Origin of the sequence: Arthrobacter sp. RT-1 (genome assembly GCF_003367205.1) — a bacterium.
Lineage (GTDB): Bacteria > Actinomycetota > Actinomycetes > Actinomycetales > Micrococcaceae > Arthrobacter.
Genome location: NZ_QRGQ01000025.1, coordinates 29,372 through 37,663 on the forward strand (window position 1 = coordinate 29,372; position 8,292 = coordinate 37,663).

Genomic DNA, 8,292 nt, shown 5'->3' on the forward strand with positions numbered 1-8,292 from the left:
CTGATGCCGCTCGGTCCCGCGGTGATGAACGGTCCCGCGGCCAGGTTATGGCCGACTCCCTGGTCGAACGCGTCACCGGGACCCCCGGCGGGATCACCGGGATCGACATCCAGCTCGTCATGACCGACCGCACCCTCTTCCAGGGCGACAGCGAACCCGCCCGACTCACCGGCTACGGCACCGTCCCCGCACACTGGGCACGCGAGACAATCCTGAACAGGACAACCGGCACCAGTGCAGTGGGGATGGCCGCCCCGGACGCTAGTGCTGGTTCTGGTTCCGGTTCCGGTTCCGGTTCCGGTTCTGGTTCTGGTTCTGGTTCCGGTTCTGGTTCTGGCTCTGGTTCTGGCACTGCTGTTGGTGTTGGCTATGGTGCTATTGCTGGCACTTCTGATCAGCATGAATTGTCCGTCTGGCTCCGCCGGCTCTACACGGCCCCCGGCACCGGCGAGCTGGTCGCGATGGACTCAAAAGCCAGGTTCTTCCCGCCCGGGCTCCGCCGCTTCCTCCAAGTCCGGGACGACACCTGCCGGACCCCGTACTGCGACGCGCCCATCCGGCATGACGACCACATCATCCCCTGGCACAACGACGGACCAACCAGCATGAGCAACGGCCAAGGGCTCTGCGAAGCCTGCAACCACACCAAGGAAAACCCCGGCTGGACCGCCAAACCCATCCCCGGAACCCGCCACACCGTCGCAACCCGAACCCCAACAGGCCACACCTACCACTCCACCGCGCCAGCACTGCCCGGGAGCTCAGGGGATTTGACCCCTCTGCCCGAGGCTCCTCACCGTCAGGCGACGCTGCCCCCAGCGTCGCTCAACCGAAAAGCGGTGCCCGGCAGGCAGGTGACAGCTGGAACTGAGCCAGCCATCGGTTGTCGTACCGTTCACAATCCGCTTCCGGAACCGGTTCGGCGCCAGGAAGCGATTAAGCACGCTGTCCACGTGCTGGGCAGGGCGGGGCCAGCGGGTTGGAAGGGGCAGTGGTAGCTTGGGCATCCGGCAGCCAGCAACCGCCACTCGGCTCCCACTTGTGCCGCGACAGAGGTCGCCGCTGAATTTCCCCTGCCCACCCTCATCCGGGGAAGCGTAGAGTGGCCTAAGACGCCTGATTCTGGACGCCTTGCTGCTGAGGGAGAAATCGTGACGATTGATTGGGACGAAAAAAAGGCCCTGCTACAGGAACCGAACATCGCGAAGGTAACCCAGCTTTGCGACGAACTGATGGAAAAGAAGCCGGGCTCCACCGTCCCCTATATCGATCCGGTGCACGACGAGGACGAATGCCGGATAGTCAGCCTGCAAGTCAGCCCGGGAAAGGGCACCGAGTCCGGATTTGTCTCCCACTACAACGACGATGAAGCTGCCCGCCGCGCCACCCAGATCTACGAACTAGCCGAGCTCGATCCGCGCTACGTGATGCCGTGGAACGCCTACCCGTGGGTCCGCGACCCCGGCAGCCCATCAGCGCTGAGCGTGCAGGAAAAGACCGACGGCCTCCGCCCCTTCCGGCAGTTCCTCAAAATCAACTCCCGCGTTTCCGCGATCATCGCCCACGGTACCGACGCCTCCAGCTTCCTCACCCTTTTTGAAAAGACGTACCACTCGTCCTTGAAAAACAGCGGCATCAAGGTCTACAAGGCCACGGCGCTCGGCGGGCGGGCATTCGCCGTCTCCGAAGCCAAACAGGAGGAACTCCTGGCCAAGAACGTGGAGATCTACAAGGACGCCATGCAGCGGGCAGGCATCCAGCACCTCTGACACGCCGTCATGCAGAAAGTGCTTGACTGGCTGCTCGACTCCGACCCGGCCATCCGCTGGCAGGCCCTCCGCGACCTTACCGATGCTTCGGAACATGAAGTCCTGGCCGAGCGGAATCGCGTCGCGACCCAGGGCTGGGGCGCCCGGCTGCTCGCCCTGCAGGGAGCGGACGCCCAATGGGCAGGCGGCACGTACTGGCCGGCCCAGGACGACGACCCCGACAACCAGCCCTGGACCGCCACCACCTACAGCCTCCTGCTACTGCGCGACTTTGGCCTGCTTCCTGACAGCCCGGAGGCCCGCCACGCGGTCTCCCTGGTACGGGAGAACAGCCGTTGGGAGGAAGGCAACCAGCCCTTTTTCGAGGGTGAGGTGGAACCCTGCATCAACGGCATGACTGCCGCACTGGGAGCCTATTTCGGCGAGACCGTGGAAAGCGTGGTTGAGCTCCTCACCAAGGAACAGCTGGCCGACGGCGGCTGGAACTGCGAGGCCGAACGCGGCTCCACGCGTTCCTCATTCCACAGCACGATCTGCGTCCTGGAAGGGCTGCTGGAGTTCGAACTCGCGACCGGCGGGACGCCAGAGTCCCGCGCCGCCCGGAGAACCGCCGAGAAGTACCTCCTGGAGCGCCAGCTGCTGCGGCGGAAATCCACCGGCGAACTGATCAGCAGGGACTGGCTGCTCTTCTCCTATCCCACGCGCTGGTTCTACGACGTCCTCCGAGGCTTGGACTACTTCCGGGCAACTGGGGCCGCGCCGGACCAACGCCTCGTTGAAGCGGTGGAATTAATCCGCTCCAAGCAGCAACCGGACGGCACCTGGCTGCTGGAGAACACCCACCCCGGCAAGGTCCACTTCGCGCTGGAGGATGGAGACGGGCTGCCCAGCCGCTGGAATACGCTGCGAGCACTCCGGGTCCTGCGCTGGTATGACGGGTCCCGACAACAGGACGCGTGAGGCGGACCGCTATCCTTCCAGCAGGCGGCGCCGGTGCTTGAGCTCCTTGACCCACGCCCTGGTGACCATGTCGGGGAAGGGCGAAGCGCCGTCGTCGTTGTCTTTCTGGATGGTGACGGCGGCGAAGGCGGTCCCTGCCTCCAGGTCGGCCACCAGCGGCCCCGACGCTTTCAGCGCTAGCTCAAGCCCCTGGACGGCAGCGCGCTCGGGAAGTCCAAGCTCCGTGGCCCACCCCAGGAAATGGCGGCGCGAGATGCCCGTCCGTTTGCCGTTCATGGTCAGAGCCAGGGTCTTGTCGCCGTAAACGACCGTGGAGGGAATGTCGTACACCGGTGCGATGGCCCATTCACCGGAAGGATGCCGGACCATGGACACATTCTTGGCGTGCAGATCCCCGTTGCCGGTCAGCCAGGCAAACGCCCCCTGGATGGCGAGGTTCCGAAGCGCCGGAAGGGGCGCGGAGCAGTGGTCCGCCAGCGCGTGGCAGACCTGCCCGTAGCCAACGTTGTACTTGTCGGCCGGATAGAGCTTGAGCACCTGCGCGCCGTCCTCCACCGCGAGGCGCAACACGTCGTCAGGGCCGCCACTGGCGACGGGCACACGGTCGAAGCGTTCCACCAGCAGCCCCGGCCTGCCGGCAACATCCCTGATCAGCTGGACCCGGCTCAGCGGGATCCGGAGCTTGGCGGCGTAGCGGAACATCACCAGTTCGTTCTCCACCACGTGCGGGAACTCGGGCGCGTTGAGCTTCAGGATGAATCTCTTCCCGGCGCTTGCCACGGGAAGGGAAATCATCCCGGCGGACAGCTTGTCCTGGACGCCGGCCAGCGCCACGGGGTCGATCAGATCCGGGTCACCGAGCAGCTGATCGAAGTCCACGGGAAGCTTCGGATCCAGCTGGACCGCATGCTCATCGGGGTCCAGCGGCTCCCCGTGACCCACGATCTGGACGTCGCCCACAGGATTTCCGCCTGCCGCGATGAGGAGGGACAGGTCGTCGTCGGCACTGGTTTTGATGGACCGCCGCAGGGCATTGAGCCGGCGGCCCTCCGGGAGGAGGCCGGTGAAATAGGGCGGAGCAGCGCCCGCAGCAGACAGGACCGGCTCGTTGGTGGGCGGCAGGGACGTCGCGACGGCGGGTCCCCCGGATGCGAGATACGCCGGGAGGTAGCTGAAGCGGGTCCCGCCGTCGTGCCTTTCCAGCCTGGCCGCCAGCACACCTGCCTTGTAGATGTCAGCGATGCGGTGCCTCATGGCACGGCCACTTCCCGGGCCCCGGGACCGGCTTCAGCGCGGCGGGCCTGGCTGGTTTTGGTTGCGACCTGAAGCTCGAGCCCGAGGGTGTTGAGGACCGCAAGAAGCGAATCCAGCTGGATGCTCGGCTTACCCTGCTCCACAAAACGGACAAACCGCTCAGAAACGCCGGCCATGTCAGCCAGGTCCCGCTGCGTGAGGCCGAGCGAGGTGCGGCGCGACCTTACTTCCGCGGCCAGGATCCGGGGAAGCTCCTGAATCATGACCCTCCCATAGGTACGATCGTGCCGATCTTTTGTCTTATTGGAGAGGATACGCCCGGGCATCCTGTAAGAAAAGGGAGAAACGGCACGAACGTACCTTTCGCCAAGCCCCGAGCTTGCCTCCGCTGACACCTCGCATTGACACCTCGTGTGACCGGTGCCATATTTAAAGCGTGAACCTGTCAGACAGCCGGACAGCAGGACAGCCTGCAGCCGGAGCAGCCGCCCGCGGAATGGCCGCCAGCCACGCCTCGGCGCGCCCCTTGGCGCGGTTGAGTGCTGCGGAGGCCGTATTCAACGCCCTCCGCGAGGACATTGAGTCCGGGCTGGTAGCAGTGGGCAGCAAGCTCAGCTCGGAGGCCACGCTTTCGCAGCAGTACGGAGTGAGCCGCTCGGTGATCCGGGAAGCCCTGAGGTCCTGCACCGCCTTGGGCCTCACGGTCACCAAGACGGGCAAGGGCACCTTCGTCGTGGCCAACAAGGTGGCCAATGACCTCACCCTCGGCCAGTACTCAGCCCGGGACCTCACGGAGGCAAGACCGCACATCGAGGTTCCGGCAGCGGGGCTGGCGGCCGAGCGCCGTACCGACGAGGAACTGGAAACCCTCCGCCACATCGTGGCGGCCATGGCCACCGAAACAGATCCGGAATCCTGGGTTGCCCTGGACTCCAGCTTCCACGCTGCGATCGCACGCGCCAGCGGCAACAAGGTGTTCGCCAGCGTAGTGGCCGATATCCGTGACGCCCTGGCGCACCAGTCGGAAACCCTGAACATGGTGGCAGACCGGCAGCACGCCTCCGACGTCGAACACCAGCAGATCCTTGCCGCCATCGAGGCCGGCTCCGCGGAAGACGCCCGCGCCGCCATGGCCCACCACCTGCACGCCGTGGGCGTTGCCCTCGACTCCATCCTGAACAAGTAACTCCAGCAACCTTCAAGGAATTCATGCTCTCCCCTGCGCTTTCTGCTGCCCACACTGCTGCCGCCCTGCCGCAGCACCAGCCCCTGGTCGCCGCCATCCGCGACGGCCTCGTGGAAAGCGTCCATTACGGCTCGGCCATCGCCCTCGCCGCAGATGGCTCAATCCAGGCAGCAGCAGGCGATCCGCTGGCTGCGTTCTACCCCCGGTCCTCCCTGAAGCCGCTCCAGGCCGTCGCCATGATCCGGGCAGGACTTGAACTCCCCGCGGACCTCCTGGCACTGGCCGCGGCAAGCCACTCCGGCGCAGCCGAACATCGGGACGGCGCGCTGCGCATCCTCGAACTGCACGGCCTGGCCATCACCGACCTGGAGAACAGCACGGACCTGCCCTACGGCGTGGCCGAGCGCGAGGAATGGCTTCGCACCGGCGGCCGGGCCACCCAGCTCACCCAGAACTGCTCCGGCAAGCACGCCGCCATGGCCGCCACCTGCGTGATCAACGGCTGGCCGGTGCGCGGCTACCTTGACCCCGCCCACCCGCTGCAGCAACTCGTTGCCCGTACCGTCACCGACCTGGCCGGGGAGCAGCCCCTTGCCATCAGCACGGACGGCTGCGGCACCCCGCTGTTCGCACTGACCCTCCGCGGCATGGCCCGCGCCTTCGGCCGCCTCGCCCGGGCGGCCGGTCCCCTTGGGAACGCGTCCGACGGCGGCGCCTCGCCTGATGTACCTAGCACGGAAGCCGCCGTCGGACTCGCCATGCAGCAGCACCCGCAGATGGTGGCCGGCGAAGGCCGCGACGTCACCGGGCTCATGCGGCTGCTCCCCGGCGCTGTCGCAAAGGACGGCTTCGAAGGCGTCCAGCTGGTGGGCCTGCCCGACGGCAGCGCCGTGGCCGTCAAGATTTCCGACGGCGGCGACCGCGCCCGGATGCCCGCCACCGTCAAACTGCTGGAAGCCCTCGGTGTGGACACCGCGCCGCTCGCCGCGATTGCAACGGCGCCCGTGCTGGGCGGCGGCCACCAGGTCGGCCAGCTTCAAGCCACCGATTTCCTGTCCAAACCCGTCAACGAAGCCCCGTAAGGACCCATGACTATCATCGAAACCGCCGCGGACATCCGCTCCGAGCACGACCTGCTCGGCGACCGCGATGTCCCCGCCGCCGCCTACTGGGGCGTGCACACCCTCCGTGCTGTGGAGAACTTCCCCATCACCGGCCAGAAGCTCTCCTCCAACATGCACCTGGTCCGCGGCCTCGCGGCGGTGAAACTCGCCGCCGCCCGCACCAACCGGGAGCTTGGCCTGCTGGACGCAGAACGGTCGGCGGCCATCGAACAGGCATGCCAGGACATCCTGGACGGCCGCCTCGCCGACCAGTTCGTCGTCGACGTCATCCAGGGTGGTGCCGGGACGTCGTCGAACATGAACGCCAACGAAGTCATTGCCAACCGCGCGCTCGAAATCCTCGGCCATCCCAAAGGCGACTACGCCCGGCTGCACCCCAACGACCACGTCAACCTCAGCCAGTCCACCAACGACGTCTACCCCACCGCCGTGAAGCTCGGAACGATCTTCGCCGCACGGGAGCTGCTGGACGCCTTGGCCGAACTCGAGGAAGCCTGCGCCTCCAAGGCCCTCGAGTTCCGCACCGTGGTGAAGATGGGCCGCACCCAGCTGCAGGACGCCGTGCCCATGACCCTTGGGCAGGAATTCGGCACCTACGCCATCACCATCGGCGAAGACCGGCTCCGCCTGGCCGAAGCCGAACTGCTGATCCACGAGATCAACCTCGGGGCCACCGCCATCGGAACCGGACTGAACGCCCCCGCCGGCTACGCCGCGGCAGCCTGCCGGCACCTTGCCGAGATCACCGGCCTGCCCCTGGTCACCGCCCCGGACCTGATCGAGGCAACCCAGGACGTCGGCGCTTTCGTGCACCTGTCCGGCGTGCTCAAGCGCGTTGCCGTCAAGCTCTCCAAGATCTGCAACGACCTCCGCCTGCTTTCCTCCGGCCCCCGCGCCGGCTTCGGCGAAATCAACCTGCCGGCAGTGCAGTCCGGCTCCTCCATCATGCCCGGCAAGATCAATCCGGTGATCCCGGAAGTGGTCTCCCAGGTGGCCTACGAAGTCATCGGCAACGACGTCACCATCACCATGGCGGCCGAAGCCGGGCAGCTCCAGCTCAACGCCTTTGAACCGGTGATTGTCCACAGCCTCCACAAGAGCATCTCCCACCTGGAAGCAGCCTGCCGCACCCTCACGGCCCGCTGCATTCGGGGCATCACCGCAAACACCGAACACCTCCGCCTCACCGTGGAACAGTCCATCGGCCTGGTCACCGCCCTGAATCCCCACCTGGGCTACGCCACCGCAACCGCCATCGCCCAGGAAGCACTTGCCACCGGCAAGGGCGTGGCCGAGCTCGTCCTCGAACACGGGCTCCTCACCAACACCCAACTCCAGGAACTCCTTAGCCCCGAACGCCTTGCCAACCTCAGCAAATAGGACATCCCCCATGACAAATCCCCCCATCACGGACCACACAGTCCCGCCGCAGGCCCATGCTTCCGAGTCGGCGTTGCATGCCGAGGACAAGGGTTACCACAAGAACCTCAAACCGCGGCAGATCCAGATGATCGCGATCGGCGGCGCGATCGGTACCGGCCTGTTCCTGGGCGCCGGCGGTCGGCTGAACGCCGCCGGCCCGTCGCTGGTCATCGCGTACGCGGTCTGCGGGTTCTTCGCGTTCCTCATCCTCCGCGCCCTGGGCGAACTGGTCCTGCACCGGCCCTCCTCGGGCTCCTTCGTCTCCTACGCCCGGGAATTCTTCGGCGAAAAAGCCGCGTTCGTCTCCGGCTGGTTCTACTGGATCAACTGGGCCACCACCACCATCGTGGACATCACCGCCGCGGCCCTGTACATGAACTTCTTCGGCAACTACATCCCCTGGATGGCAGCAGTCCCGCAATGGGCCTGGGCCCTGATCGCCCTGGTCGTGGTCCTGGCCCTGAACCTGGTCTCGGTCAAGGTCTTTGGCGAAATGGAATTCTGGTTCGCCCTGATCAAGGTCGCCGCCCTGGTCATCTTCCTCATCGTCGGCACCTACTTCGTCATCTTCGGCACC

Annotated in this window: 9 protein-coding genes; 7 read left to right on the forward strand and 2 right to left on the reverse strand. The window is 66.2% G+C overall.

What is annotated here, in order from left to right; translation table 11 throughout:
* From DXK94_RS17195 to DXK94_RS17205, 3 genes are all read left to right on the forward strand, one after another.
* Nucleotides 1-998, forward strand: a 998-nt coding sequence (locus DXK94_RS17195) for an HNH endonuclease (RefSeq protein WP_181884863.1), incomplete at its 5' end; no start/stop codon positions are given.
* Between the two features lie 153 nt (nucleotides 999-1,151).
* Nucleotides 1,152-1,769: a uracil-DNA glycosylase gene (locus DXK94_RS17200; RefSeq protein WP_079595033.1), complete on the forward strand. Its 618-nt coding sequence runs from the start codon at nucleotides 1,152-1,154 to the stop codon at nucleotides 1,767-1,769.
* 9 nt (nucleotides 1,770-1,778) lie between these two features.
* On the forward strand, nucleotides 1,779-2,729 hold the full coding sequence (locus DXK94_RS17205; protein ID WP_115525872.1) for a hypothetical protein: 951 nt from the start codon (nucleotides 1,779-1,781) through the stop codon (nucleotides 2,727-2,729).
* A gap of 9 nt (nucleotides 2,730-2,738) precedes the next feature.
* Here the strand turns inward: DXK94_RS17205 and DXK94_RS17210 are convergent, their stop codons facing one another.
* Together DXK94_RS17210 and DXK94_RS17215 are read right to left on the reverse strand one after the other, a co-directional pair.
* Nucleotides 2,739-3,983, reverse strand: a complete 1,245-nt coding sequence (locus DXK94_RS17210; RefSeq protein ID WP_079595031.1) for a type II toxin-antitoxin system HipA family toxin — start codon at nucleotides 3,981-3,983, stop codon at nucleotides 2,739-2,741.
* A complete protein-coding gene (locus DXK94_RS17215) occupies nucleotides 3,980-4,246 on the reverse strand; it encodes a helix-turn-helix transcriptional regulator (RefSeq protein ID WP_079595030.1) in 267 nt (88 codons plus the stop codon). The genes DXK94_RS17210 and DXK94_RS17215 overlap by 4 nt, the downstream gene beginning before the upstream one ends.
* Nucleotides 4,247-4,419: 173 nt before the next feature.
* Between DXK94_RS17215 and DXK94_RS17220 the strand changes: the two genes are divergently transcribed.
* From DXK94_RS17220 to DXK94_RS17235, 4 genes are all read left to right on the forward strand, one after another.
* Nucleotides 4,420-5,169: a FadR/GntR family transcriptional regulator gene (locus tag DXK94_RS17220; protein ID WP_079595029.1), complete on the forward strand. Its 750-nt coding sequence runs from the start codon at nucleotides 4,420-4,422 to the stop codon at nucleotides 5,167-5,169.
* 23 nt (nucleotides 5,170-5,192) lie between these two features.
* Nucleotides 5,193-6,251: an asparaginase gene (locus DXK94_RS17225; RefSeq protein ID WP_079595028.1), complete on the forward strand. Its 1,059-nt coding sequence runs from the start codon at nucleotides 5,193-5,195 to the stop codon at nucleotides 6,249-6,251.
* Nucleotides 6,252-6,257: 6 nt separating this feature from the next.
* Nucleotides 6,258-7,673, forward strand: a complete 1,416-nt coding sequence (locus DXK94_RS17230; RefSeq protein WP_079595027.1) for an aspartate ammonia-lyase — start codon at nucleotides 6,258-6,260, stop codon at nucleotides 7,671-7,673.
* A gap of 10 nt (nucleotides 7,674-7,683) precedes the next feature.
* On the forward strand, nucleotides 7,684-8,292 hold a 609-nt coding region (locus tag DXK94_RS17235; protein WP_147294393.1), incomplete at its 3' end, for an amino acid permease.

Bases quoted from the DNA above. Each gene is read 5' to 3' on its own strand.
- DXK94_RS17205 (WP_115525872.1), top strand. From the start codon at position 1,779: ATGCAGAAAGTGCTTGACTGGCTGCTCGACTCCGACCCGGCCATCCGC.
- DXK94_RS17210 (WP_079595031.1), bottom strand. From the start codon at position 3,983: ATGAGGCACCGCATCGCTGACATCTACAAGGCAGGTGTGCTGGCGGCC.
- DXK94_RS17215 (WP_079595030.1), bottom strand. From the start codon at position 4,246: ATGATTCAGGAGCTTCCCCGGATCCTGGCCGCGGAAGTAAGGTCGCGC.
- DXK94_RS17230 (WP_079595027.1), top strand. From the start codon at position 6,258: ATGACTATCATCGAAACCGCCGCGGACATCCGCTCCGAGCACGACCTG.
- DXK94_RS17225 (WP_079595028.1), top strand. From the start codon at position 5,193: ATGCTCTCCCCTGCGCTTTCTGCTGCCCACACTGCTGCCGCCCTGCCG.